This is a genomic window from Cobetia sp. cqz5-12 (assembly GCF_016495405.1).
In the GTDB taxonomy this organism is placed as follows: Bacteria; Pseudomonadota; Gammaproteobacteria; order Pseudomonadales; family Halomonadaceae; genus Cobetia.
Genome location: NZ_CP044522.1, coordinates 42445 through 67338, shown reverse-complemented (window position 1 = coordinate 67338; position 24894 = coordinate 42445). Strand labels below are relative to the sequence as shown.

Annotated in this window: 24 protein-coding genes; 3 read left to right on the top strand and 21 right to left on the bottom strand. The window is 63.1% G+C overall.

The annotated features are described in order from the left end of the window. Positions 1 to 7: 7 nt before the first annotated feature. The 6 genes from F8A90_RS00295 to hemE form a co-directional block, all read right to left on the bottom strand. Positions 8 to 1132, bottom strand: coding sequence for an amino acid ABC transporter permease (locus tag F8A90_RS00295; protein WP_200018358.1), 1125 nt, complete (start codon positions 1130 to 1132; stop codon positions 8 to 10). A gap of 10 nt (positions 1133 to 1142) precedes the next feature. Next, complete coding sequence (locus tag F8A90_RS00290; protein WP_166019077.1) at positions 1143 to 2333, bottom strand: amino acid ABC transporter permease; 1191 nt, start codon at positions 2331 to 2333, stop codon at positions 1143 to 1145. A 229-nt stretch (positions 2334 to 2562) separates the two neighbouring features. Further along, on the bottom strand, positions 2563 to 3588 hold the full coding sequence (locus F8A90_RS00285; RefSeq protein ID WP_166019078.1) for an amino acid ABC transporter substrate-binding protein: 1026 nt from the start codon (positions 3586 to 3588) through the stop codon (positions 2563 to 2565). Positions 3589 to 4018: 430 nt separating this feature from the next. Continuing rightward, positions 4019 to 4882 carry a polyamine aminopropyltransferase gene (gene speE, locus F8A90_RS00280; protein ID WP_043331591.1) on the bottom strand — a complete coding sequence of 288 codons (864 nt, stop codon included), beginning with the start codon at positions 4880 to 4882 and terminating at the stop codon, positions 4019 to 4021. 287 nt (positions 4883 to 5169) lie between these two features. After that, positions 5170 to 5556, bottom strand: coding sequence for a VanZ family protein (locus F8A90_RS00275; RefSeq protein WP_200018356.1), 387 nt, complete (start codon positions 5554 to 5556; stop codon positions 5170 to 5172). Between the two features lie 139 nt (positions 5557 to 5695). Next, a complete protein-coding gene (gene hemE, locus F8A90_RS00270) occupies positions 5696 to 6793 on the bottom strand; it encodes a uroporphyrinogen decarboxylase (protein ID WP_043331592.1) in 1098 nt (365 codons plus the stop codon). 325 nt (positions 6794 to 7118) lie between these two features. Between hemE and ribA the strand changes: the two genes are divergently transcribed. Then, on the top strand, positions 7119 to 7754 hold the full coding sequence (gene ribA, locus F8A90_RS00265) for a GTP cyclohydrolase II (protein ID WP_200018354.1): 636 nt from the start codon (positions 7119 to 7121) through the stop codon (positions 7752 to 7754). Between the two features lie 133 nt (positions 7755 to 7887). Further along, the gene (gene trhA, locus F8A90_RS00260; protein WP_200018353.1) at positions 7888 to 8709 is read left to right on the top strand and encodes a PAQR family membrane homeostasis protein TrhA; all 822 of its coding nucleotides are present in this window, start codon (positions 7888 to 7890) and stop codon (positions 8707 to 8709) included. 198 nt (positions 8710 to 8907) lie between these two features. On the opposite strand, the gene F8A90_RS00255 is transcribed toward trhA, so the two are convergent. From F8A90_RS00255 to xseB, 5 genes are all read right to left on the bottom strand, one after another. Continuing rightward, complete coding sequence (locus F8A90_RS00255; protein WP_267906750.1) at positions 8908 to 10203, bottom strand: DUF4172 domain-containing protein; 1296 nt, start codon at positions 10201 to 10203, stop codon at positions 8908 to 8910. Between the two features lie 684 nt (positions 10204 to 10887). Then, the gene (locus F8A90_RS00250) at positions 10888 to 11517 is read right to left on the bottom strand and encodes a glutathione S-transferase family protein (RefSeq protein WP_200018348.1); all 630 of its coding nucleotides are present in this window, start codon (positions 11515 to 11517) and stop codon (positions 10888 to 10890) included. Between the two features lie 239 nt (positions 11518 to 11756). Beyond that, positions 11757 to 13679 (bottom strand): 1-deoxy-D-xylulose-5-phosphate synthase, encoded by a 1923-nt coding sequence (dxs, locus tag F8A90_RS00245; RefSeq protein WP_200018346.1) that lies wholly within the window; start codon positions 13677 to 13679, stop codon positions 11757 to 11759. Between the two features lie 12 nt (positions 13680 to 13691). Then, on the bottom strand, positions 13692 to 14624 hold the full coding sequence (locus F8A90_RS00240) for a polyprenyl synthetase family protein (RefSeq protein ID WP_054556401.1): 933 nt from the start codon (positions 14622 to 14624) through the stop codon (positions 13692 to 13694). Further along, the gene (gene xseB, locus F8A90_RS00235) at positions 14624 to 14908 is read right to left on the bottom strand and encodes an exodeoxyribonuclease VII small subunit (protein ID WP_043331600.1); all 285 of its coding nucleotides are present in this window, start codon (positions 14906 to 14908) and stop codon (positions 14624 to 14626) included. The genes F8A90_RS00240 and xseB overlap by 1 nt, the downstream gene beginning before the upstream one ends. Positions 14909 to 15229: 321 nt before the next feature. Here xseB and serA point away from each other — a divergent pair, with 321 nt between their 5' ends. Then, positions 15230 to 16480, top strand: a complete 1251-nt coding sequence (gene serA, locus F8A90_RS00230; protein WP_200018344.1) for a phosphoglycerate dehydrogenase — start codon at positions 15230 to 15232, stop codon at positions 16478 to 16480. 298 nt (positions 16481 to 16778) lie between these two features. Here serA and F8A90_RS00225 read toward each other — a convergent pair whose 3' ends face one another. The 10 genes from F8A90_RS00225 to secB form a co-directional block, all read right to left on the bottom strand. Beyond that, positions 16779 to 16964, bottom strand: coding sequence for a tautomerase family protein (locus F8A90_RS00225; protein WP_043331603.1), 186 nt, complete (start codon positions 16962 to 16964; stop codon positions 16779 to 16781). Positions 16965 to 17270: 306 nt separating this feature from the next. After that, positions 17271 to 18536, bottom strand: coding sequence for a dihydroorotase (locus tag F8A90_RS00220; protein ID WP_200018335.1), 1266 nt, complete (start codon positions 18534 to 18536; stop codon positions 17271 to 17273). After that, positions 18533 to 19585, bottom strand: a complete 1053-nt coding sequence (locus tag F8A90_RS00215) for an aspartate carbamoyltransferase catalytic subunit (RefSeq protein WP_200018334.1) — start codon at positions 19583 to 19585, stop codon at positions 18533 to 18535. The genes F8A90_RS00220 and F8A90_RS00215 overlap by 4 nt, the downstream gene beginning before the upstream one ends. Then, on the bottom strand, positions 19582 to 20115 hold the full coding sequence (gene pyrR / locus F8A90_RS00210) for a bifunctional pyr operon transcriptional regulator/uracil phosphoribosyltransferase PyrR (RefSeq protein ID WP_192839044.1): 534 nt from the start codon (positions 20113 to 20115) through the stop codon (positions 19582 to 19584). Before pyrR ends, F8A90_RS00215 begins: the two co-directional genes overlap by 4 nt. Before the next feature lie 98 nt (positions 20116 to 20213). Beyond that, positions 20214 to 20669 (bottom strand): Holliday junction resolvase RuvX, encoded by a 456-nt coding sequence (gene ruvX, locus F8A90_RS00205; protein WP_054556397.1) that lies wholly within the window; start codon positions 20667 to 20669, stop codon positions 20214 to 20216. Next, positions 20662 to 21219: a YqgE/AlgH family protein gene (locus tag F8A90_RS00200; protein ID WP_200018332.1), complete on the bottom strand. Its 558-nt coding sequence runs from the start codon at positions 21217 to 21219 to the stop codon at positions 20662 to 20664. Before F8A90_RS00200 ends, ruvX begins: the two co-directional genes overlap by 8 nt. A gap of 15 nt (positions 21220 to 21234) precedes the next feature. After that, positions 21235 to 22143, bottom strand: a complete 909-nt coding sequence (locus F8A90_RS00195) for an energy transducer TonB (protein WP_200018326.1) — start codon at positions 22141 to 22143, stop codon at positions 21235 to 21237. 107 nt (positions 22144 to 22250) lie between these two features. Beyond that, the gene (gene gshB, locus F8A90_RS00190) at positions 22251 to 23222 is read right to left on the bottom strand and encodes a glutathione synthase (RefSeq protein ID WP_200018324.1); all 972 of its coding nucleotides are present in this window, start codon (positions 23220 to 23222) and stop codon (positions 22251 to 22253) included. A 212-nt stretch (positions 23223 to 23434) separates the two neighbouring features. After that, positions 23435 to 24181 carry a 16S rRNA (uracil(1498)-N(3))-methyltransferase gene (locus F8A90_RS00185; protein ID WP_200018322.1) on the bottom strand — a complete coding sequence of 249 codons (747 nt, stop codon included), beginning with the start codon at positions 24179 to 24181 and terminating at the stop codon, positions 23435 to 23437. 165 nt (positions 24182 to 24346) lie between these two features. Beyond that, entirely contained in the window at positions 24347 to 24850 is a 504-nt protein-coding gene (gene secB, locus F8A90_RS00180; protein WP_043331620.1) for a protein-export chaperone SecB, read from the bottom strand. Positions 24851 to 24894: the final 44 nt, after the last annotated feature.

The window sequence follows — 24894 nt, the reverse complement described above, 5'->3', positions numbered from 1 at the left end:
GCCGTGATCAGCGCTTCTTGTGACCGGTATGCAGCAGGCGCTCGAGATACTGGCTGTAGCGCGACATGCTGAAGCAGAAGACCCAGAAGACCAGCGCCACGAAGGCATAGCCCTCGATGGAGTAGCCCAGCCATTTGGGGTCGGCGAGACCGGCCTGCACGATGGCGAGCAGATCGAAGAGCCCGATGATCAGTACCAGCGAGGTGTCCTTGAACAGGGCGATGAAGGTATTCACGATGCCGGGGATCATCAGCTTGAGCGCCTGGGGCAGCACGATCAGCCCCATGTTGCGCCAGTAGCCCAGCCCCAGCGCCATGCCGGCCTCGGTCTGTCCCTTCGGGATCGCCTGCAGGCCACCACGCACCACTTCCGCCATGTAGGCACTCTGGAACAGGGTGATGCCGATCAGCGCGCGCACCAGCTTGTCGAGATTGACCTCACCGGGCACGAACAGCGGCAGCATCACCGAGGCCATGAACAGCACCGTGATGAGCGGCACACCGCGCCAGAACTCGATGAACACCACGCAGATGCTCTTCACGATCGGCATCTCGGAGCGACGCCCAAGCGCCAGCAGGATCCCCAGCGGCAGTGCCGCCACGATACCCACCACCGCCAGTACCAGTGTCAGCATCAGACCGCCCCACTCATGGGTACCGACGATCTCGAGGCCGAAGCTGCCACCATGCAGCAGGAAGTAGGCGATGAAGGGGAAGACCGCCAGCGTGACGATGGCGACCCAGCCCTTGGCCGGCAGTTTCGGTATCGCCAGCCAGGCGATCAGCGCCGCAAAGACGGCGAAGACGATATCGACCCGCCAGGTTTCCTCGCTCGGGTAGAAGCCGTAGATGAACTGATCGAGACGCGCACTGATGAACACCCAGCAGGCGCCCTCCCCCGTGCAGTCCTCTCGTGAGGTGCCACTCCAGCTGGCATCGATCAGCGCCCACTGCAGGCTGGGCACCACCAGCAGGTAGACCAGATACAGCGCGAACAGCGTGAACAGCGTATTGATCGGTCCGGCGAACAGATTGGTTCGCAGCCAGGCCACCGCGCCGATGCTGTCGCTCGGCGCCGGACGGGAATCGATCATCTTCTCGGTGACCCGTGACAGGGTCTTTTCAATCGACATGGGCAGACCCTCAGCGCTCGACCAACGCCATGCGGGCGTTGAACCAGTTCATGAACATGGAGACCAGCAGACTGATGGTCAGATAGACCAGCATCGTCATGGCGATCACCTCGATGGCCTGACCTGTCTGGTTGAGCGTGGTACCCGCGAAGACCGAAACCAGGTCGGGATAGCCGATGGCCGTGGCCAGCGACGAGTTCTTGATCAGGTTCAGGTACTGGCTGGTCAGCGGCGGGATGATGACGCGCAGCGCCTGCGGCACCACCACCAGACGCAGTGTCATGCCACCGGACAGCGACAGCGCCCGTGACGCTTCGGTCTGGCCGTGCGGTACCGCTTCGATGCCGGAACGCACGATCTCGGCAATGAAGGCTGCGGTATAGACCGACAGCGCGACCCATAGGGCGAGGAACTCCGGGACGACCGTGATGCCGCCTCGGAAGTTGAAGCCCTTGAGCTCCGGCAGCTCCCAGCTCAGCGGCATGCCCATCGCGAAGTAGGCCAGCAGCGGCGCCACGATGATCAGACCGAGCGAGATCCAGCCCGCCGGCAGGCGCTGACCGGTACGGGCCTGCCGCTGGCGGTTCCAGTAGCTGAAGATGCCGCTGGCGACGACGGCCAGCACGAACACGGCAATCACCACCGAGAAACCGCTGGAGGTGATGGGGGCCGGCACGAACAGACCGCGCACGTTGAGGAAGAACGCCTCGCCCAGCGACAGCGAACCTCGTGGACTCGGCAGGGTTCTCAGGACGGCGAAATACCAGAAGAAGATCTGCAGCAGCAGCGGGATGTTGCGGAAGACTTCGATATAGACCGCCGCCAGCCGCGAGATCAGCCAGTTGGGGGACAGACGCGCGACCCCCATGATGAAACCGATCACGGTCGCGGCGATGACACCCAAGGCGGATACCAACAAGGTATTGAGCAGGCCGACGATGAAGGTATCGCCATAGGTGGATTGCTCGGAATAGTCGATCAGGCTCTGCAGGATGCCAAAGCCTGCGGTGTTGTCCAGAAAGGCAAAGCCGGTGGTGATGCCACGGCTTTCAAGGTTGGTCAGGGTATTGCTGACGATGATCGCCAACACACCGAACACGCCTGCCAGCATCAATAGCTGGAAGATCAGTGCCCGCTTGGCCGGGTCACGCCAGAAGGGCGGCTTGACCGTGGCCGGCGGGCGAGAAGCAGGTTGTGTCATACAGGCAATCTCCGCCGGAAAGCTATGCGACTTCCGCCTGCCGCCCTATCGAACGGCAGATCAGTTATCTCTCGGCACTCGAGGAAAGGATCACGGGGAACAGACCAAGCCCCTCACGACGCTGGCCAGGGAAAATGACCGCATGGCCACTTCTCCCTGGCCAGCGTCCTTGCTCAGCCTGCGTCACGTTTCACCCGGCTCGCACTGGACCTCCAGGCGAGCCGAGACATCAGCGAACGGGCGGTGCGTACTGGACGCCGCCATCAGTCCACAGTGCGTTCAAGCCGCGCTCGATACCCAGTGCGGAGCCGGTACCGACGTTGCGCTCGAACATCTGGCCGTAGTTGCCTACCTGCTTGATGACCTGGTAGGCCCAGTCAGCCGGCAGGCCCATGGCTTCCCCGTAGTTGCCATCGGCACCGACCAGACGCGCGACGTTGGGGTTGGTGTCCGCCTTCTTCTCTTCGATGTTGTCGGAGGTCAGTCCCATCTCTTCGGCGTTGATCTGGGCGAACAGGGTCCATTTGACGATGTTGAACCACTGGTCATCGCCCTGACGGACGACGGGGCCCAGCGGTTCCTTGGAGATGACTTCCGGCAGCACCATCGCGGACGCCGGATCGGAGAGCTTGATGCGCAGCGCGTAGAGCTGGGATTGGTCGGAGGTCAACACGTCACAACGACCGGCTTCAAAGCCCTTGACGGTCTGGTCGGAGGTATCGAAGACGACCGGCTCGAAGGACATGTCGTTCAGGCGGAAGTAGTCCGCCAGGTTGAGCTCAGTGGTGGTGCCGGACTGGATACAGACGGCTGCCCCGTCCAGCTCCTTGGCACTGGAGACGCCCAGGTCCTTGCTGACCATGAAGCCCTGGCCGTCGTAATAGTTCACGCCAGCGAAGTTGAGGCCCAGTGAGGTGTCGCGGGTGGCCGTCCAGGTGGTGTTGCGGGACAGGACATCAATCTCGCCGGACTGCAGCGCGGTGAAACGCTCCTTGGCCGTCAGCGGTACATAGCGCACCTTGCTGGCATCACCCAGCACGGCTGCCGCGACGCCGCGGCAGACGTCGACATCGAGGCCCTGCCAGTTACCGGCGTCATCCGGTGCCGAGAAGCCCGGCAAGCCGGTGCTGACGCCACACTGGACAAAGCCCTTTTCCTTGACGCTATCCAGGGTCGCGGCGCTGGCACCTGTCGCCATGGAGGCGGCCAGGACAGCGGCGCTAGCGATCAGCAGTGGCTTCTTGTTGTTATGCATCGTGATTCCCTCGCGAAAGTCTGGAGTCCGCTCGATCAGCCTCGAGTCAGAAGTGGTGCAATGCATTGCATGGCACCTACCGACAATAGCAAGCCGCGTTCCAATTTCCGCCTATCTCTTGATCCGCTGCGTTCAACGCTGAAAAAAGCGCTAAAACCCAGTGATATAGGCCAAAGCCGCGTGGCGGGATGGCGGATCATTCCGCGCGATTGCCGCGCAGTTAGGCGCCTGACAAGACCAGTTCGCCTCATATCGGTGCAAAATAAAAACGGCCGTTTCATTGCGAAACGGCCGTAGGCGGTGCAGCGATGTGGCGAGAGTGGCAGATTGCGACCAATGTCTCGGTCTGACTGACTCAACGCTTGTTCATCCCATCAGGCACGTTTTCGTGCCTGATGGATATTGCTTGCCACCGCAAGGTGCATGCGGATCACTTCTCCAGCAGGCGCTGCATGAAGGGCGGCAGCACCAGGGCGGCGCGATGGCCTTCGACGGTATAGAAGTCACGCGCGAAGGTGGCGGCAGCGGCATCTTCCTCGCGGAAGGACTTCACGTCACAGCCCTTGCCCGCCAGGGTGCAGCTCCACCAGCCGGACGGATACACCGGCTGCGGGAACGGCAGGGTCGCGACGCTATCAAAGCCTGCTTCGCCCATGTCGTTGCGCAGGTCCTTGATGATGGAATCGGTGTGATAGAGCGGCGACTCGCTCTGCTGCACCATCAGGCCGCCCTGCTTGAGGATACGGTGGCAGCGCTTGAGGAAGTCGGTCTTGAACAGACCTTCCGCCGGGCCGACCGGATCGGTGGAATCGACGATCAGCACGTCGATGCTCTCATCCGGGCAGTTGTCGACCCACTTGACGCCATCTTCGAACAGCAGCTCGGCGCGCGGGTCATCATTGGACTCGACCAGCGCCGGGAAGAATTGCTCGGAGGCACGCGTGACCGCCGGATCGATATCGATCTGGGTGACCTTCTCCACGCCCGGGTGCTTGAGCACCTCACGCAGGGTGCCGCAATCGCCACCGCCGATGATGACGACACGCTTGGGGTCTGCATGAGCGAACAGCGCCGGATGCGACATCATCTCGTGATAGAGGAAGTTGTCACGGTCAGTCAGCATCACGCAGCCGTCCAGCACCATCAGATTGCCGTAGGTCTCGGTGGCATAGACTTCGAGGTGCTGATAAGGAGTCTGCTCGTCATGCAGCTTGTGGCTGACCTTGAGCGAGAAGGCGCTGCCGTGGCGATCGAAGATTTCGGTAAACCAGGAGCCATCGAGACGTTCGGTCATGGGGGACCCTCGCATTGGATATCACAGACGGGATATCAAGGTATGGATAGAGACGGCACGATGGCCATCGGGAATTGCGCCAACCAGCACTGCGCCAGTGTCAGGCCGGCAGTGCACGACCTGCGTGACAGTCGCGCGGCGTGATGTCGTGATACGTGACATGCCGGGCAAGCGGCAGCATGGCGCAGGCGCTGCACCATAGCCAAAGACGGGCGGAGTGGAAAGTGTTGATGCATGACAATTTCAGACAGACCGCGTAGCGATGACACGCGGCCCGAGGGAGAGGCTCAGCGAGAGGTCGGCCCGAGGCGGACCAGACGGAGAATCAGCCTGACGCACTGAAACACTCCCAGCCCGATGAGGATGCCGGCGAGATCCGCCAGCGCATCCAGCACTTCAGCGCCGCGATAGGGAATCGCCAGCTGCAGACATTCGATGGCGACGCCCAGCAGCAGCAGGAGCGGCAGGATGATCAAGCTGGTCAAGCCCGCCAGCCGCGTGGTCAGCGCCAGCAACGCGAAAGCGGAGAAATGCTGCAGCTTGTCCCAGGGGAAGGTCTGCTCCGGATGCGGCACGCCCGGGGAGAGCGTGCCGAACAGGATCAGCAACAGGCACAACAGAGCCACGAACGCCCAACCGCGGCGCGGAATGAGGTGCTGCTCGACCGGCGTCATGCTGCCTCCCCCGCCTTGCGGCCATCGTAATGCCCGGCCTGCCACAGCGCCGAGCACGCTGCGCGGCGCCCTGCTGCTTGCCACCTTCCATAGGCAGCAACAGGAGTGACAGCAGAGATGGACATGAAGGGCTCTCCCATCAGCCGCGAGCGACCGGTGTCGCATTGGCGGCGTCATCCTGATGGTAGGCCGGGCTCAGCTCGTGCAGCGCGTCCATCAGGGCATTGACGTTACCCGGGTCGGTGAACTGACTGATGCCGTGCCCCAGGTTGAAGATGTGGCCCGGGCCCTGGCCGTAGCTGTCGAGGATACGCCCGACTTCGGCACGAATGGCGGCCGGCGTACCGAACAGCGCATTCGGGTCCAGGTTACCCTGCAGGGCCACACGATGACCGACGCGCTCACGCGCATTGGACATCTCGGTGGTCCAGTCGAGGCCGACGGCGTCACAGCCGGTGGCGGCGATGTGTTCGAGCCACTGGCCACCATTCTTGGTGAACAGGATCACCGGGACACGGTTGCCTTCGCTGTCCGGCTTGAGGCCAGCGACGATCTGCTCCATGTAGCGCAGCGAGAACTCGAGATAGGCCGGCGTGGACAGGGTGCCGCCCCAGGTATCGAAGATCTGTACCGCCTGTGCACCCGCGGCAATCTGGGCGTTCAGGTAGTCGGTGACGGCCTGCGCGAGTGTGTCGAGCAACTGATGCATGGCTTCCGGATTGGAATACATCAGGCCCTTCACGTGACGGAAGTCCTTGCTGGAACCGCCCTCGACCATATAGGTGGCCAGCGTCCACGGGCTGCCGGAGAAACCGATCAGCGGTACGCGACCGTTCAGCTCACGGCGGATGGTGGACACGGCACGCATGACGTAATCGAGATCACGCTCGACATTCGGCACGCTCAGCGCCGCGATTTCCTCGGCAGTCCGCACTGTCTTGCGGAATTTCGGGCCTTCGCCGGTCTCGAAGTAAAGGCCCAGTCCCATGGCATCCGGGATGGTCAGGATGTCGGAGAACAGGATGGCGGCATCCAGCGGGAAGCGTTCCAGCGGCTGCAGCGTCACCTCGCAGGCACGCGCGGTGTCCATGCACAGGTCCATGAAGCCACCGGCCTGACCGCGGACTTCGCGATATTCCGGCAGATAGCGGCCAGCCTGGCGCATCATCCAGACGGGAGTACGGTCGACCGGCTGACGGGCCAGCGCGCGCAGGAAGCGATCATTCTTCAAGGTCATCGGAATCACACATCAGCTCGGGGAATGTCTCGGCATTCTATCAGAGCCTGAGAAAAATCCCGCCCATCGTGGTGATGCAACAAATGCATTGGCAAATCGCCCCGCCTTTGTCCTTCCCTTTGCTGGCGTCATCCGGCCATTGTGGTGATGGCGGCAACAACGCTTTTCCATACAGAGCGATGAGTCATCGGCCACAGACTGGTAAACTCGCCACATGACTGCATGCTGGCCGCCGGTATCTCGAGCGACTCATCGAGACATTGCCGGACCACCGCATGCCCGCGCTTTTTCAGCCCGGCGATTGTCCGGGCGTTCGAGGTGAACAGTGACCATTCGATTCATCGCCGCCTCGCGGCTGCCAACGCCCTGGGCGACCTTCACCATGCACGGTTTCGAGGATGAGACCACCGGCAAGGACCACATCGCCCTGACCCTGGGCGACATCGATGACGGCGCGCCGGTGCTGGGCCGTGTGCATTCCGAGTGCCTGACCGGCGACGCCCTCTTCTCGATGCGCTGCGACTGCGGCTATCAGCTGCAGGAAGCGCTCAAGCGCATTGCCGCCGAAGGCCGCGGCGTGCTGCTCTATCTGCGTCAGGAAGGCCGCGGCATCGGTCTGCTCAACAAGATTCGCGCCTATGAGCTGCAGGATGGCGGCGCCGATACCGTCGAAGCCAATGAGCGCCTCGGCTTCGGGGCTGACATGCGCCGCTACGATATCTGTGTGCCGATGCTGGAGCATCTTGGTGTCAGCACTCTCAAGCTGATGACCAACAACCCGCGCAAGGTCGATGCCCTGACCCGTGATGGTGTCACCGTCAGTGAGCGCCAGCCGATCACTACCGGCCTGAACCCGCACAACGAGCACTATCTCTCGACCAAGGCGGGCAAGCTGGGCCACATGATGGCACTGGACGATTTCACCCAGGCCAGTGACGTGGATATCGAGCGCAGCGAGTAGCCGCGCACAGGGGAGCCTGATTGGCTCCCCCTTCCTTTATAGGCAAAGTGACTGGCTGGCACAGCGAGCGTGACATGACGACGTCACCCGCCAGGGAGTAGGCTGGAGTCGAACCCGCGCCGGAGACATCGCCATGCGCAAAGACTCAACGGATCCATCATCACAGCCTTCTTCATCACGACCTCAGTCATCACAGCCCTCTGCAACACGGCTCTCATCTTCAAGCCCTTCTTCACAACGCCAGGCATCACCCTCTTCCAGCGCATCGCCTGCCGATGACGCCGATTCACGCGACACCTCCGCGACGCCTGCCCTCTATACCCGGCTGGAGGAATGGCTGCACAGCGCCAGCCACGGCATCGGCGCCGTCATGGGCCTCGTCGGCATGATCGTGCTGATCGTGATGGCCAGCCTCGCCGCCGAAGTCGACCCCTGGAAGATCGTCAGCGTCAGCCTCTACGGCCTGACCCTGGTGGTGCTGTATGCGGCCTCGACGCTCTATCACGGTATCCGTCATCCACGCCTGAAATACGCCTTCCAGTTGCTGGATCACTGTGCCATCTATCTACTGATCGCCGGCACCTATACGCCCTTCCTGCTGGTCAATCTTCGCGGCCCGACCGGCTGGACGCTGTTCGCCATCATCTGGTCGCTCGCGCTGGGCGGCATCTTCCTCAAGCTGCGCTGGCCTGAACGCTTCAGCGCCCTGCGGGTGAGCGTCTACCTGCTGATGGGCTGGTTGATCGTGTTCGCCTCGCCGATGCTGGTCGAAAAGCTCTCCGAGACGGGGCTCATCCTGCTGGTCGCCGGCGGTATCACCTATACCCTGGGCGTGATCTTCTTTCTGATGACGCGCCTGCGCTATCACCACGCCATCTGGCACCTGTTCGTGCTTGGTGGCAGTACCTGCCACTTCTTCGCCATCTATACCGCAGTGCTGCCGTATTCCGTGTGATGTCATCGGGGGCCGCCACGTTGGCCGGCGCTCTTGGGCACTCCGGTTTGAGAACACGGCACTGAGAACACAGGCAAGCCACCTCAAAAAAGCGGGAAGGGTCGACATGACCCTTCCCGCTTTTTTTCGCGATTTTTTGACGCTTCAGGGCTCATCCCTTACAGCGCTATTTTATTGGGGAGCTATTTCCCTGTGGCGCTATCTTCCTGCGGGGCTGCCTTCCTGAGGAGCGAAGACCGGCAAGCGATACCGGGTACCGCGCCCGACACCGTAGCTTTCCAGTACCTGCTTGGCGGTCAGATCGGCGAGATCGCGGGCGGCGGTAGGGTCAGAGGTATCGACCAAGGCGCGGTATTCGGCGCGCCCCACGCCCTCTTCGTCGTCTCGCTCCAACAATGTCAGTACCAGCTCGCGCTGGCGGGCATTCAGCGGCGTACGCGCGTGCTCCAGCCACAGTCGCTCGGCACGCTGGACGCGCTGGTAATGGAAGGCCGTCCGACGACCAGCGTCGCGCAGACGCAAAAGCCACCACTCGGCCCAGACATTCATGTCACCGGGCGGTGCATCCTCCAGTTCACCATTGAGCGCGCGGTCCAGCTGCGGCGGCAGCTGATGCCCGCTGGCCGAGGTCTCAGGCTTGCCGAGATAACGCTGCTCCAGCTCACGCAACTCATCCTGATGCTCAAGCACCACCGAAAACAGCGCCTGGCGGCGCCAGCAGAGTTGCTCCAGTGCTTCCGGCTCCCAGCGCTCGGCAACCTTGCCGACAAACTCACCCTGCTGCTGCAACGCGGCCAGGGCATCGATTCGTGTCAGCCAGCGCATCAGCAGCAAGCGCCCGATCAAGCCGTTGCCCAAGGCAAGCGGTGCGAGCGCCTGCCAGTGCGCATGCAGCTGCAGGGCATTCAACACCCCTGAGTTATCCACATCCGGTTCTTCCGTCGCGAGACGCTGCCAGAAGACATCCAGCTCCCGGTCCAGCGCATCGGGGTTCTCCGCCGGGGCGCGATAGCGCAGCCGCTTGAGACCGTAACGACCGCTGACCGCTTCGTAGCGCGCCTCGCGCCATGCCCCGAGAGGCTGACCACTGCTGCGCGGCAGGAAAGGTCCCAGACGTCGATGCCACTCGAGTACCTGTTGGCGGGTCAGCGGCTGAAATGCCGTGCGCACGACTTCCAGTGTCACATCCACGAAGACGTCGACACCGGGTGCCGGCCCGCGCGGTGACTCCTGATGGCCGGACTCCAGCCCCAGTGCCTGATAAAGCGCATCACGCAACGCCGCCCGCCCGAGCACCACGCCGGACAGCTGGGCACTGGCTTCCATCTCTTCACTGAGGAGCGTCGCCTCGAGACGCAGGCGTTGTCGGGGATAGAGATTCTGCCCCTGAGCGACCAGCGGCGACATCACCGCCTGGGTCGCCGCCAACTGCCCCATCAACGGCATGACCTCCAACCGTCCTCGTGGCCAGTCAGGCTGCTGCCAGATCCACATAAGTTGTTATTCCCATTGAGGTTTTAATCAACATCTTATCAAAAAGATCCGTAATAAACCACACAGCGAATCATTTTATGATTCGCAAAATAGGCAAGATGCGATCACTGCTCTCAATTTGATCAATGTCATGTCATAAAAATCTAATAAACCTCGCAACCTCATGATTTTCATCGGATATGCCGCCGCTCACATCGCATGAGTGCTCCCCTCGACCTCATCACGATCAACACTTGACCATCATAACGAAAACACTCAATTATCGAATCAAAAATAGATGCGAAAAAGCCTCAACAGCGCATCATTCACCACCGAATGCCTGAAACCCGCCCTCGATCGAGGGCCTGCCTCGCGCCGCCCTGCCGCGAACCGACCTGTCTCGAACTGACCTGCGTAGCCCGCCACCAGACAGCTTGGGGCGCGCCCCAGACGATGGTCGCCGCTGAACGAGCAAGGCGACCTCTCAACCTCATCAGGCCTCCTGCAAGCCTCTCTGAGGCCCAGAAACGCAAAAGGCGCCACCCTGATATCAGAATGGCGCCTCGTGGCGTGTACGCGCTCTCAGAGCGCTTTCATGACTTCACTACAGAACTTGCAGGGCAAGGAAAGGCAGGCCAGGGCAGGACAGATCAGCCCGTCAGCTTGGCCTGTGGCGGCATTCGATGCCGGTTACGACAACGGGGCTCAGTGTTGCTGACGCTCCTGGGCGGCCTGTTGCTCGCGCTGGCGGGCGCGCTCGCAGGCCGGACGCACCCGCACCTCTTCGCTCCAATGCTCAAGCACGGCCGGCAGAGGTTGCCCAGCCATCTGCGCCCAGCTGAGGGTCTGGGCGAGGAAGATATCGGCGACACTGAATTCATCGGCCACCAGCCAGCCCTGGCCATCGAAGCGGCGCTGGAGCGCCTTGAGGGCACGCTGGAATTCCCATTGGGCTGTCTGCTTGATGGCATCACAGCGCTGGTCCTCCGGCAGCGCGAAGGTGTGCTTGGCCAATGTCCACAGCGGCTGCTCAAGCTCGGTGGTGAGGAAACTGAGCCATTGATCCATCTGTGCCTGTCCGGCCAGCGATGGCGGCAGCAGTCGCCCTTCTCGCGCCGCCAGGTAGCGACAGATGGCACTGGACTCGAACAGGGCCAGCTCACCATCCACCAGGGCTGGCGCCTTGCCATCGGGATGAATGGCCAGGTATTCAGGGCTGTGCCCCTCACCGGCCTTCAGATCCAGACTATGAATCCGGTAATCGAGCCCCAGTTCCTCAAGCGTCCAGGCGACCCGCAGCGAGCGGGAATTCGGGTAGCTGTAGAGAGTCAACATGGTCGGGCGCACTCCGTGGCGTTGCGGTGGTGACTGGCGCAGGCGACGGCTTTCGCGCCAGCCAGGCCCTGGCTGCTTGAGCAGAGGGCTTGATGGTCATCCAGCATGGGCGGGAAGTCGCGGAGTTTCCATGCATCATTCGCCGTCTCGGTGCTGGCAGTCACGCAACGAAAAACGCCTGTGGACAACTCGAACTCTCGAGTCATCCACAGGCGTTTCGGTATGGCATGCCACCAGGATCAGCTGCCGAGGCGAGCCTCGATACTGGCGCGGATGCCGGCAGCATCCAGACCGCAATCACGCAGCAGCTCGACCGGCTTGCCATGCTCGACGAAGCCATCCGGCAGCCCCAGCAGCAGCATGGGTTGAGCCAGCCCCGCGTTGAGGTAGAGCTCGGCCACGCCGGCTCCCGCGCCCCCCGCGATGGCGTTCTCTTCCACCGTCACCACCAGGTCATGCTCCGCGGCGATCTTAAGCAATGCCTCGCGGTCCAGCGGCTTGATGGAGCGCAGGTTGAAGTGGGTCGCGTCCAGCGCCTCGGCGACCTCGGCCACCGGCGTGTTCATGCTGCCCACGGCGACGATGGCGACACGCACCTCGGGGCTGCCACTGATACGACGACGATATTCCCCCTGACCGATGGCCATTGGCGTCAGGTCGGCATCGGTGGCCACTCCCGGCCCGGTACCGCGCGGATAGCGCACCGCGGCCGGCCCGGGGTGGGCCAGTGCCGCGCTCAACATGCCACGGCACTCGGCCTCATCGGCCGGCGCCATCAGCACCAGCTCCGGCACGCAGCGCAGAAACGACATGTCCAGGCTGCCGTGATGGGTCGGGCCGTCTTCGCCGACCAGACCGGCACGGTCGATGGCGAAGGTCACATCCAGTTTCTGCACCGCGACATCGTGGATCAGCTGATCATAGCCACGCTGCAGGAAGGTGGAATAGATCGCCACCACCGGCTTCATGCCCTCACAGGCCATGCCCGCTGCCACTGTCACCGCGTGCTGCTCCGCGATGGCGACATCGTAGTAGCGATCAGGGTATTCCTTCGAGAAGCGCACCAGATCCGAGCCTTCCCGCATGGCCGGCGTGATGCCGATGACGCGCGCATCAGCGCTAGCGGCGTCACACAGCCAGTTGCCGAACACGCTGCAGTATTTCTGCGGCTTGGGAGCCGGTGCGTCGGTGACGGCAGGCGCCTGCTCGGCGGCCTGAGGCGCGGCCTTCTCGAGCTTGGTGATGGCGTGATAGCCGATCGGGTCACGCTCCGCCGGCAGGAAGCCCTTGCCCTTGCGCGTGACCACATGCAGGAACTGCGGGCCATCCAGATCCCGCATGTTGCGCAGTGTCTGCACCAGCGCCGGCAGGTCATGGCCGTCGATGGGGCCGATGTAGTTGAAGCCCATCTCCTCGAACAGCGTCGCCGGGCTGATGAAGCCCTTCATGTGCTCTTCGGTACGCTTGGCAAGCTCCAGCGCACCCGGCAAGGGCGACAGCAGTCGCTTGCCGTTGGCGCGCATCTGGGTATACGGCTTGCTGGCCAGAATACGTGCCAGATAGCTTGCCAGGCCGCCGACGTTCTCGGAGATCGACATCTCGTTGTCGTTGAGCACGACCAGCATATTGGCCTTCACGTGCCCGGCATGCGCCAGTGCCTCGAACGCCATGCCAGCCGTCAGGGCACCATCGCCGATCACCGCACAGGCACGCCGTGACTCACCCGCCGTGCGGGCGCCGAGCGCCATGCCCAGCGCTGCACTGATCGAGGTGCTGGAATGGCCCACACCGAAGGTGTCGAACTCGCTCTCGGCACGCTTGGGAAAGGCAGAGAGGCCGTTGTACTGGCGCATGCTGTACATGGCTTCACGACGGCCGGTCAGGATCTTGTGCGGATAGGCCTGATGACCCACGTCCCACACCAGACGGTCATGGGGCGTTTCCAGCACATGGTGGAGCGCCACGGTCAGCTCGACCACACCGAGCCCGGCACCGAAGTGCCCGCCGGTACAGCCGACGCTGTACAGCAGGTAGGCGCGCAGTTCGTCAGCCAATTGGCGCAGCTGTGCCGCGCTCATGGCGCGCAGCGCTTGAGGTGTCTCGACCGCATCGAGCAGTGGCGTCGCGGGGCGCGCCTGAGGTATCTCGTCAAACAGCTTCATAGGCGTCAGGAATCAGTGGTCTCGCTCGATCATGTAGCGCGCCAGCACCGCGAGTGGCTCTGCGGCCTCTCCCAACGGTGCCAGGGCATCCAGGGCCTCTTGCAGTAGCTGACCTGCTCGCTCTTGAGCACCTTCGAGTCCAAGCAGCGAGGGATAGGTCGGCTTGTCGCGCGCAGCGTCAGCACCGGCCGTCTTGCCAAGCGTTGCGGTGTCGCCCGTCACGTCCAGGATGTCATCCTGGATCTGGAAGGCCAGGCCGATAGCCGAAGCGTAGCGCTCCAGGGCAGCAAGACGCGAATCCTGCTCATCGACTGCCACCAACCCGCCCAGACGGACCGCGGCGCGAATCAGCGCGCCGGTCTTGTAGGCATGCATGCGTGACAGCGCCTCTACCTCGCGGAACTGCCCGACCGCCTCGAGATCCAGCGCCTGACCGGCCACCATCCCGCGCCGCCCGGAGGCCTCGGCCAGGGTGCGCACCAGGGCAGGTGTCCGTACATGCCCGGTCGTCGCCATCACTTCGAAGGAGAGCGTCAGCAGGGCATCGCCCGCGAGAATGGCGGTCGCCTCATCGAAGGCGCGATGCACGGTGGGACGTCCGCGCCGCAGGTCGTCATCGTCCATGGCCGGCAGGTCATCATGGACCAGCGAATAGGCATGCACCAATTCGAGCGCCGCTGCTGCCGCGTCCAGCGCAGCGCGGTCAGCGGCCTCTTCATCGCAGCCAAGGGCACGACCCACCGCATACAGCAGCACGGGGCGCAGACGCTTGCCGCCACCCAGCACGCTGTAGCGCATGGCGTCCTCGAGACGCTCACTCACCGCCGCACTGCCGGGAGTCAACAACGCCTCAAGCACGGCCTCACTGCGCGCCTGTCCAGAGCGGATCAGCTCGCTGGCCTGCGATGCAGTCGGCGTGACTTGCGTATTCAATCCACCTGACATCACCAGTCCTTCTCCTCGTCCGCTTCACCCGCCATGCTGCCTGCGGCATCGGGCGCCGTAAACGCCGTGGGCGTCAGCGCCCCCTCCGGGCCTTCCACCAATGCCTGCAGGCGCAACTCGGCGCTATCGAGCCGCTGCTGCGCCTCGCGCGCCAGACTCACGCCCTCTTCAAAAGCGCCCAGTGACGCTTCCAGCGACATGTCGCCAGCCTCGAGCCGCGTCACCAACCCTTCAAGACGGGCCAGGGTGGCGGCGAAATCCTGTGGCACTTCCTTTTCGGCCATGGGTGCTCTCGCTCATCCGACCGGGCGGGCCCGGTGTCTCTGTGTGGAGCGCCAGTATAACCCGAAGGGCTCCACGACGCTGCCCACCCCCTGCGCACGGAGGGAGAGTCACATCAAACGGCTGTGCTGTGAATTTTTCATGCCCGGCACGCGGACATTTCATCCGGAGGCCCCGTCTGCTGTGATATTCTTTGCTCCCCTGTTGACAGCACGCCCCGCTGTTTCTCTGGCATTTTCTTGAGGTGTGACACGCCAGCAGGTCATGAAAAAGACCAAACGAACAGAAACGCCGGCATGACCGGCGAGAGGGTTGATCCGACAATGGCCAAGACGTCCCTGGACAAGAGCAAGATCAAGATTCTATTGCTCGAGGGTGTCCACCAATCCGCCGTGGATAATTTCCTCAACGCGGGTTACACCAATATCGAGCTGCTTCAGACCTCGCTGGCCGAGGAAGAACTGATCGAGAAGATCCGCGATGTGCACTTCATCGGCATTCGTTCCCGTACTCAGCTCAACGAGCGCGTGATCTCCGCTGCCGAGAAGCTCACCGCCATCGGCTGCTTCTGCATCGGCACCAACCAGGTCGACCTGGAAGCCGCACTGAAGCGCGGTATCCCCGTGTTCAACGCGCCCTACTCCAACACTCGCTCGGTTGCCGAGCTGGTACTGGCCGAAGCCATCATGCTCATGCGCGGCGTGCCGGAGAAGAGCGCCAAGGCACATCGTGGCCAGTGGATGAAATCCGCCAAGAACAGCCATGAAGTCCGCGGCAAGACGCTGGGCATCGTGGGCTACGGCAGCATCGGTTCCCAGCTGTCCGTGCTCAGCGAATCCCTGGGCCTGGACGTCATCTACTACGATGCCGTCACCAAGCTCGGCATGGGCAATGCCCGTCAGGTGGCAAGCCTGGAAGAGCTGCTGGCGCGCGCTGATATCGTCACCCTGCATGTGCCGGAAATTCCCTCAACCAAGTGGATGATGGGCAAGCAGCAGTTCGCGCTGATGAAGCAGAACAGCGTCTTCATCAATGCGGCCCGCGGCACCACCGTCGTCATCGAAGACCTGGCCGAAGCCCTCTCCAGCGGCAAGCTGCTGGGCGCCGCCATCGACGTCTTCCCGGTAGAGCCGAAAGGCAACGGCGAAGAGTTCGTGTCTCCGCTGCGCGAGTTCGACAATGTCATCCTGACGCCGCACGTCGGTGGCTCCACCATGGAAGCCCAGGAAAACATCGGTGTCGAAGTCGCCGAGAAACTGGTGACCTACTCCGACAACGGCACCACCATCGGCTCGGTCAACTTCCCGGAAGTCGCCCTGCCGGCGCACCCGGAAAAGCACCGCCTGCTGCATATCCACGACAACGTCCCGGGCGTGATGTCTCACATCAACCGCGTACTGTCCGAGGAAGGCATCAACATTTCTGGCCAGTACCTGCAGACCAACAACACGGTCGGCTATGTGGTCATCGATGTCGACAAGGCCTACGGCAAGAAAGCGCTGGAAGCGCTCAAGACCGTCGACCATACCCTGCGTATCCGGACTCTCTACTCGGAAGCTGATTTCGAGAACTGAGCCCGTGCTCTGCTTCATGGCCGTGGAGCGGAGGGCAGGCAAATGAAAACGCCGCAGCCAGAAATGGCTGCGGCGTTTTTTTCGTTCCGGATTACCAGGCGCGTTGCTCGTCGCGAGTCTTGCTTGCCACTCCCCTCCTTTCATGCCTCTGTCATGCCTCAGCCGGTTCCCCATACTCAGGCACTGCCGACCAAGACCAAAACCAGGGAGCGTGTTTCACGTGGAACATCTCAACTCCTTATAAAAAATATTGCGAATCAGCAAGTTGAGATCAAGCGTCCAGCTGACAGTGCTTCTCTCAGCGCTCTGACAATGGCGTGCCAGCGACGGCCCAGTTTTCCGGCTCCACTTCCTGCAGCACCACCCAGACGGACTGCTCACGCACACCCAGCACGCGAGCCGTCTCGCGAGTCAACGCCTCCACCAGCTCCCGCTTCTGTTCCTGTGTCTTGCCAGTCAGAAATTCCGCACGAATCATCGGCATGGTTTTCTCTCCTTGTTGTTCAGATCTCTTTCCTGCGTGCCAGATCAGCCTGCTGACCAGCCGCCATGCTCGCTATTGCAACAGACGAGTCATGGCGCTACGGAAGATGTTCCACGTGAAACATCTACCGGCAGCAATAAGCGTTGCCCAGCAATGCGACTCTGCGCCATAGTCTGGTAAAGAGATTGACTGCTTACGACAGAACAGCCAATCCCTACACACGCCATCCAAAAAACACTCAGTTATCAGTATGTTGATGGGGTTGTGCTAAATATCTCAAGCAGCATGTTCCACGTGAAACACCGCTTAGACGTAGCCGGTATCGCCCAGCAGCACTTCCTCAACGCGGCCCTTCAACAGCATGCCAAGCAGCGGTGTGTTATGGCCGGCACTGACCAGCGTCTCGCTTGAGACACGCCATTCCTGTTCCATATCGATCACCGCCAGATCACAGTATTCGCCCACTTCCAGCATGCCGCCCTTGAGTCCGAAGCGTCTGGCACTGAACGTCAATGTCTCGATCAGGCGAGGCAGGCTCAGAAGCTCGGCCTCCACCAGCGCCAGCCCCAGCGGCAGCATGGTTTCCAGACTGGTCATGCCGGGCTCGGATACTGCAAAGGGCGCGCTCTTGGCAGCGGCTTCATGGGGCAGATGGTCACTGACGATGGCGTCGATGGTGCCATCGACCACACCGGCACGCAGCGCATCACGGTCTACCGCGCTGCGCAGTGGCGGCTCCAGATGAAAGTTGGCGTTGAAGCCTTCCAGCTGCTCATCGGTCCAGTGCAATTGCGCCATCGACACATCCGCGCTGATATCCAGCCCCCTGGCCTTGGCATCACGTACCAGCTCGACGGCCCGTGCACTGGAGAGCAGTGACACATGCGCCCGTACGCCGGTCTGCTCGATCAACAGCAGCCACTGGGTCAGGGCCACCGTCTCGGCTGACTCCGGAATACCGGCCAATCCGAGACGTGAGGCAATGGCACCCTCATGGGCGCAGCCCTGCCCGGCCAAGGCGGCCTCCTGGGCCTGGAACACGACGGTGATATCAAAGGTCCGCGCGTACTCCAGACAGCGGCGCAGTACGCCAAGATCGCGTATCGGCTGGCGCAGGTTGGTCAGCGCCACACAGCCCGCGGATTTGAGCGCAGCCATATTGGCGAGCAGATCACCTTCCAGCCCCTGCGTCAGTGCCCCCAGCGGCGCAAGACGCACCCCCGCCACATCACGCGCGCGGTCCAGCAGCGTACGAATATGCGAGGCGCTGTCGAGCACCGGGCTGGTGTCGGGGCGCGGCAGGATGGTCGCGTAGCCACCTGCCAGCGCGGCAGCCGACTCACTGACCAGACTGCCCTTGTAGCGCGGGCCGGGGTCGCGCAGGTGCGCGCCAAGGTCGATGAAGGCCGGCGTGACCAGCTTGCCCGCCAGGTCATCGTGCTGCTCGGCGCTGAAATCCGCCGGCGCTTCGCCGATCGCGATCAGACGACCGCCGTCGAGGTGAAGGTCGTACTGGCCATTGCGGCCGTTGGTCGGGTCGATAACCCGTGCATTGATCAGGCTGCGTTTCATGCGCCAGCTCCTCGTGAACGTTCACCCCTGCGCTCGGCGCGCGCCTTCATCTGTCCGGAGACCGCCATCGACAGCACCGCCATGCGCACCGCGATACCGTTGGTGACTTGATCGAGTATCAGCGAGCGCGGACCATCCGCGACGGCGGATTCGATCTCGACACCCCGGTTGATCGGCCCCGGATGCATCACCACGGCGTCAGGATGGGCGTGTGCCAGGCTTTCGCGGGTCAGACCATAGCGGCGGTAGTATTCCGATTCCGAGGGCAGCAGCGCGCCATCCATGCGCTCCTTCTGCAGGCGCAGCATGATGACGACATCGACATCCTTCAGCCCTGCTGCCAGCTCAGTGAAGACCTGACAGCCCAGCGTCTCGACCCCGATGGGCAGCAGCGTCTGCGGCGCGACCACCCGCACCTCCGCTGCGCCCAGCGTATTGAGCGCCTGAATCTGCGAACGAGCGACGCGCGAATGCAGGATGTCACCGACGATCGCGACGCGCAGGTTGGCGAACTCGCCCTTGTGGCGGCGGATGGTCAGCATGTCGAGCATCGCCTGGGTCGGGTGCGCATGACGACCGTCGCCGGCATTGATGATCGCCACATGCGGCGTGATCTGGCTGGCGATGAAGTGCGCTGCGCCTGAGTCGCCATGACGCACCACGAAGGCGTCCGCCTGCATGGCCTCGAGATTGACCAGGGTATCCATCAGCGACTCGCCCTTGGCGGCCGACGAGGTCTTGATGTCCAGATTGAGCACATCCGCCGACAGACGCTTGGCGGCCAGCTCGAAGGTGGCACGCGTACGGGTCGAGTTCTCGAAGAACAGGTTGGCCACCGTGCGCCCACGCAGCAACGGCACCTTCTTGACCTCGGCATCGCCGATGCCACGGAAGTGATCGGCGGTGTCGAGTATCTCGGTCAGTACGCTGCGCGGCAGGCCTTCGATATCCAGGAAGTGGCGTAGCCGGCCCTGCTCATCCAGCTGGACCTGTGCCGGCGAGGCAGCCCGCACGTCCGCACTGGCCAGGGAGAGATCAAACAGGTTCATGCCGTCACCTCGCCGGTATCGACCAGTGTCAGGCGCAGGTTGTCGGGACCTTCCAGCTTGATACGCTTGCCGGGCGCCAGCGCCAGGTTGGCCCCCAGGGCGTCCGGCTGCACCGGCAGCTCACGCCCCGGCAGCTCGACCAGGCAGGCCAGCAGCACGCGGCGCGGACGGCCATAGTCGAACAGCTCATTGAGCGCCGCGCGCACGGTTCGCCCGCTCATCAGCACGTCGTCCACCAGCAGCAGATCGCGGTTCTCGATATCCGGCAGCTGTGACCCCTGGCCGCCATCCGGCAGGCCCTTGTGGCCGAAGTCGTCGCGCCAGAAGCCGATATCCAGTGTCGCGAGGGGCTCCTCAAGTCCCAGCCGCTCACGCAGTGCCTGGGCGACCCAGACACCGCCGGTATGAATGCCGACCGGAATCAGACGTTCACGATCGAGTTCACGGCGCTCGAACAGCAATTCGAGCTCCTCGGTCATGGCCTCGAGCAGTGCCTCGACCTCTGGCAGTGCCTCATGTTCTTCGTGCATCTCAGACTCTTGCATGGATATCGCTTCCTATCTTCCCTGCCGGATGGCGGCAAACAGACAAAAAAAACCCGCTTCCGGAAAGGAAGCGGGTGGAGTATTCAGTAACCGACAAGGTCGCCCTCGCCTCGCTGGCTTGCAAACCAGCTCTCGAGAATCAGCTGAGCGGCGAGGCCGTCCACGCCATCATCGCGATAATTGCCGCGGTGGCCGCGCTCGCGCGCCAAGCCCTTGGCCGCCTTGGTGGAGCCACGCTCGTCCCACATTTCCAGCGGCTTGCCGTAGCGGCCATACAGGCGCTTGCCGAACTTGCGGGCTCGGCTGCACATCAGTGTCTCGCTGCCGTCCAGCTCGAGCGGCAGGCCGACCACGAACAGGTCGGGCTGCCATTCCTCGATCAGGCGATTGACGACATTCCAGTCCGGTATGCCATCACGCACATGCAGCGGCACCAGAGGCGTCGCGGTGCCGAGCATCTCGGTGCCCACCGCGACACCGATGCGGCGCGTGCCGAAATCGAACGCCAGCGCCGTACGGCTGACTTGCCGCTCAGCCATGCCCGATCTCCCGCGACATCAGCGTCATGTCGACGCCCAGCTTGCTGGCAGCCGCCTCGAGACGGGACTCGCTGTCGGCATCGAAGAGGATGCCGCTGTCGCCTTCGACGATCAGCCAGCTGTTTTCCTTCAGCTCGTTGGTGAGCTGGTCCGGCTCCCAGCCAGCGCAGCCGAGGCAGACCATGAAGTCATCAGGACCTTCGTTGCCGGCGATCGCCTTCAGGATGTCCAACGAGGTGGTCAGCGCCAGCTCGTCGGTGACCTGCAGGCTGGAATCCCACTCGCTGGCCTTGCCGCGATGCAGGATGAAGCCGCGGTCCTTGTGGACGGGGCCGCCGTAATAGACCACCTCATCGAGGCGTTCACAGCTGTCAGCAGCGATCTCGAGCTGCTCGAACAGACCGCGCATGGTCAGCTTGATCGGCTTGTTGACGATGACACCGAGGGTGCCCTTGTCATCATGATCACAGAGGTAACTGAGCGAGCCGGAGAAATTGTCATCATCGAGATGCGGCATCGCCAGCAGGAAATAGTCTCGCAGACTTTGCATGGTCCTCCCGAGGCGTCAGGGCGCGCCAGAATCGTTGCCGGGGCCGAATCGCCAGATGCGGGTGATGGTCAGCTGGCTCATCCCCTTGAGACTTTCATCAAAGGGCGCATAAGGAGCCGCGCCGTAGACCGTGTCCAGAGCCGCCTGGTCGAGTTCGGCATGTCCCGAGGATTGTAACACTTCCGCGAACTCAAGCTGACCGCTGGGCAGCACGACGGCGCGAATCCGCAGCTCGCCGCTCAGATGAGCAGGCGCCGGATAGTGCTGGTTGCCGAATGCTTGCACCGTGCCGGTCCAGTCATTGATATAGCGTGCGCGGGCCGAGGCACGCGCCGCCTTGCGTGAGGCGGTGTCACCCACCACCTCACGCGACTGGCCGGAGGCCTGGATTCGCTGAACGTCCTGCTCGCTGGCCTGCTGTTCGTTGTCCGGCGTATCCGGCAGCAGTTCGGATCGCGTCACCTGCTGTGACGACGCCTGCTGGGTCGCGATGACTTCGGGGATGCGCTCCGGCAGTACCAGCTCCTGCGTGGCCTGGGCTTCCGCCACGGCCGGCTCGCTGGCCTCGGACGCACTCTGCTCGCCCGGCTGCGGTGGCGCCTGATTGGCTGGCCCAGCCTGCACCGCCGCCTCGCGCCCGCTGCCACTGGCCTGCTGGTCCTGCTCGGCCACCACCTGCGAGTCGACGGCAGTGGCGCTGGCCTGACTGACCAGCGTCACATCGAGCATCACCGGCTTGGGCATGGGTGGCACCTCGGGCGGCGTCAGCAGGCCGCTGCCCAGCAACCACCAGCCGATGACGGCATGGACGGCAAGTGCCGCGCCCCATGCCACCACACGGCGATGCACCCGAGTCACCGGAACATAGGTGATCGGGTCGGTGACGCCATGATTGCCTGCCCACCATTCGACGGGTGCTGCCATACCCCACTCCCTGTCCACGGAACCTCATTGGCAGCTTCGGCTTCCCTGCCGTTTACTGCGAATCCATTGCAGGCCAGCCACTGACACTGGCCTCATCGCGCCGTTGATCAGGCGGACGGCTGCGCCGCCAGACGCGCTTCGATGGCATCCATCAACAGGCCGGCGATATCAGTGCCGCGCTGGGTGTCGATCTCGCGCACACAGGTCGGGCTGGTGACGTTGATCTCGGTGATGTAGTCGCCGATCACGTCCAGGCCGACGAACATCAGACCCAATGATTTCACCACCGGCTTGACCTGTTCGACCAGCCAGTAATCGCGGTCGGTCAGCTCACGCGATTCACCACGTCCGCCAGCCGCCAGGTTACCGCGCGTCTCGCCGGCGCTGGGAATGCGTGCCAGGCCGAACGGTACCGGTTCGCCATCCACCAGCAGAATGCGCGTATCGCCGGCACTGATTTCCGGCACATAGCGCTGGGCCATGATCTGACGGGTGCCCCGCAGCGTCAGCTGCTCGATCACCGAGCCCAGATTGCGGCCATCCTCGGCGACGTGGAAGATGCCACTGCCCCCCATGCCATCCAGCGGCTTGAAGATCACGTTGCCATGCTCGGCGTGGAAGGCGCGCAGCACCTTGTCATTGGCCGATACTGTGGTCGGCGGGATGCACTGCGGGAACTGCTGAGCGAAGAGCTTCTCGTTGCAGGTCTGCAGCGCGGTCGTCGGATTGACCACCAGCACGCCTTCCCGCTCGGCAAAGCCCAGCAGGTGAACGGCATTCAGGAAGTGTTCGTCGACGGGCGGATCCTTGCGCATCAGGATCACGTCAAGCTCGGCCAGCGGAGTCGCGACGACCTCCCCCAGCTGATAGAAGTTGTCCGGGTCGTGGTAGACCTCCAGATCACGCATCCGGCCCATGGCGCGACCATTCTCGAGATAGAGGTCCTCCTGCTCGAGATAGTGCAGCGACCAGCCACGCTGGCTGGCGGCCCACAACATGGCCAGAGTGGTGTCCTTCTTGTAGGCGACGCTGGACATCGGGTCCATCACCACGCCGATCTTGAGCTTGCGAGCAGTCATTGAGTCAACCTTGTGACGACACTGCCAGCCCAGAACGCGGCAGGCAGCGGGGATAACGGAGACTCCCGTCGCGACATGACACCATGGCGCGGGAGCGATGGGACAAGTATGCAGCAGCGCCGTGCTGCTCACCACTGGCGAAACGCCCTTGCCGGCTCACGCTGTGTTGCCGACAGATCAACAATTTCGCCCGGGTGCCAGATGATGGGAGATCAGCGCGGCAGGTCACCAAATCGCTGCTGCAGCAAGGTCAGCGCCACCACCGGCGCCGTCTCGGTACGCAGGATACGCGGCCCCAGGCCAAGCACTTCACAACCGGCGGCGGCCGCTTCTGCCACCTCTTCCTGAGTGAAGCCGCCTTCCGGGCCGATCAGCAGGCTGGCGCGGGTCACGCCGCCCTCGGCCTCGGCCACGTTCAGCGCCTCGGCACCGCCCGGCTGCAGAATCAGGCGCAGCGGCTCATCACGCTCGGCCAGCCACTGCGTCATCGCCACCGGGGCATGCACGACCGGCACGACGCTTCTTCCGCACTGCTCGCAGGCGCTGGCCGCCACGCCCTGCCAGTGCGCCAGCTTCTTGTCGGCGCGCTCGCCCTTGAGCTTGACGTCGCCCCGCGCGGTATAGAGTGGCGTGATGGCAGCCACGCCCATCTCACAGGCCTTCTGGATGGCGTAATCCATGCGGTCACCCTTGGAGATCGCCTGCCCAAGATGCACCGCCAGCGGCGCCTCGCGGTCATTGGGCACCGCCTCGATCACCTGTACGCTGACGCCCTTGCGGGTCACCTCCTCCAGCACCACGCGCACCTCCTGGCCACGGCCATCGAACAGCTGCGCCTCACTGCCGACCTTGGCACGCAGCACCAGCCCGAGGTGGCGTGCAGGCCCCTCGGGGAGCGCGAAGGACGCCCCGGCGCTGACATTGAGATCAAGATCGGGGCAGTGCAGACGGATGGCCATGGACGGGGTCTCGCGGACTAAGAAGCAATGAAGGTGAACCGCGATGAGTCGATGCAGCATCGCAGGCAAGGCGGCGGCCATTGTCGCCCAAAAACGCAGCGACGGGCCACTGGGGCCCGTCGCTGGTCGTACCTGTCATGTGGCCAATCAAGGCCGGCTCATGGATCAGTGAGCGGTCGCCTCGGCGGCGCCCTGGGCTTCACGCTGCTTGCGCTGCGCGTACATGGCCTCGAAGTTGACCGGGGCCAGCATCAGCGGAGGGAAGCTGCCACGGTTGACCAGGTTGTCGATGGCTTCACGCGCATACGGGAACAGCACGTTCGGGCAGAAGGCGCCAAGGGTGTGGTCCAGCTGCTCGGCAGACAGGCCAGCGATGCGGAACAGGCCAGCCTGCTCGACTTCCGCCAGGAAGGCAGTGGTCTTGTCTTCGCCGTTGGTGACCTGAGCGGTGACCTTGATGGAGACTTCGAACAGCTCCTCACCGACCTGCTGGTGCTCGGTATCCAGCTCCAGCGCGACCTTCGGCTGGAACGGCTGGGAGAAGACCGCCGGAGAATTCGGGGCTTCGAAGGACACGTCCTTCACGTAGATGCGCTGCAGGGCAAACTGGAGCTGATCCTGAGCCTGTTCTGCGCCTGCTGCTGCCTGTGCGTTCTGTTCTTCAGCCATGAGACATATCCTTGAGGGTTCGGAGATTTATTCTTGGTTGCGAG